This window comes from Sinorhizobium sp. 8-89 (assembly GCF_030124325.1).
In the GTDB taxonomy this organism is placed as follows: domain Bacteria; phylum Pseudomonadota; class Alphaproteobacteria; order Rhizobiales; family Rhizobiaceae; genus Sinorhizobium.
On the sequence record NZ_JASKLR010000084.1, the window covers coordinates 1 to 765 of the forward strand.

The window sequence follows — 765 nt, forward strand, 5'->3', positions numbered from 1 at the left end:
CCCGACCCCCGCGCCCTCGGCCTCACTTCCCGCCATCTCGCCTACATCATCTACACCTCCGGATCCACCGGCACGCCAAAGGGCGTCATGGTCGAGCATGCCGGTCTGGCAAATTATCTGCAATGGTCAGTTCATTCATACTACAAGCAAGCTTCGAAGGGCTCGCCCCTACTGCACTCGTTAAGCTTTGACGGCATTGTTACCACTTTGTTCGGGCCACTCCTGGCAGGTGCGCGACTGCATCTCTTCGAACATTCTCGTCAGCTAGATTCCTTCACTGCTCCAGGCGACGGTACTACCTATGATTTGATTAAGCTGACACCAACGCACTTGAGTATGTTGAATAAGTCCCTTGGGGACTACGACGGACCTCCACCAACAAGAACACTTATGGTCGGCGGAGAACCCTTAGTCCCCGCAGACATATATTTTTGGCAGCGGCGCTTTCCGAATGTACGTCTGATCAATCATTTTGGCCCGACCGAAGCAACGGTTGGATGTGCAACATTCGAGATAACCGAAACCGCCGAGGGGCTGGCCTCAATTCCGATTGGCCGCCCGATTGCGAACACGCGTGTGTATCTTCTCGACCGGCATGGCGCACCGGTGCCGTTCGGGGCGGTCGGCGAGCTCTACATCGGCGGGGCAGGGGTGGCGCGCGGCTATCTCAACCAACCGGAGCTGACGGCCGAGCGCTTCCTGGCCGATCCGTTCTGCGGAGAGCCGGGGGCGCGGATGTACCGCACCGGCGACCTCGCCCGCTAT

Annotated in this window: 1 protein-coding gene; it reads left to right on the forward strand. The window is 58.7% G+C overall.

From position 1 onward, the window contains the following. A partial coding sequence (locus tag QN219_RS33750) for an AMP-binding protein (RefSeq protein WP_284004757.1) occupies positions 1-765 on the forward strand: 765 nt, incomplete at both ends.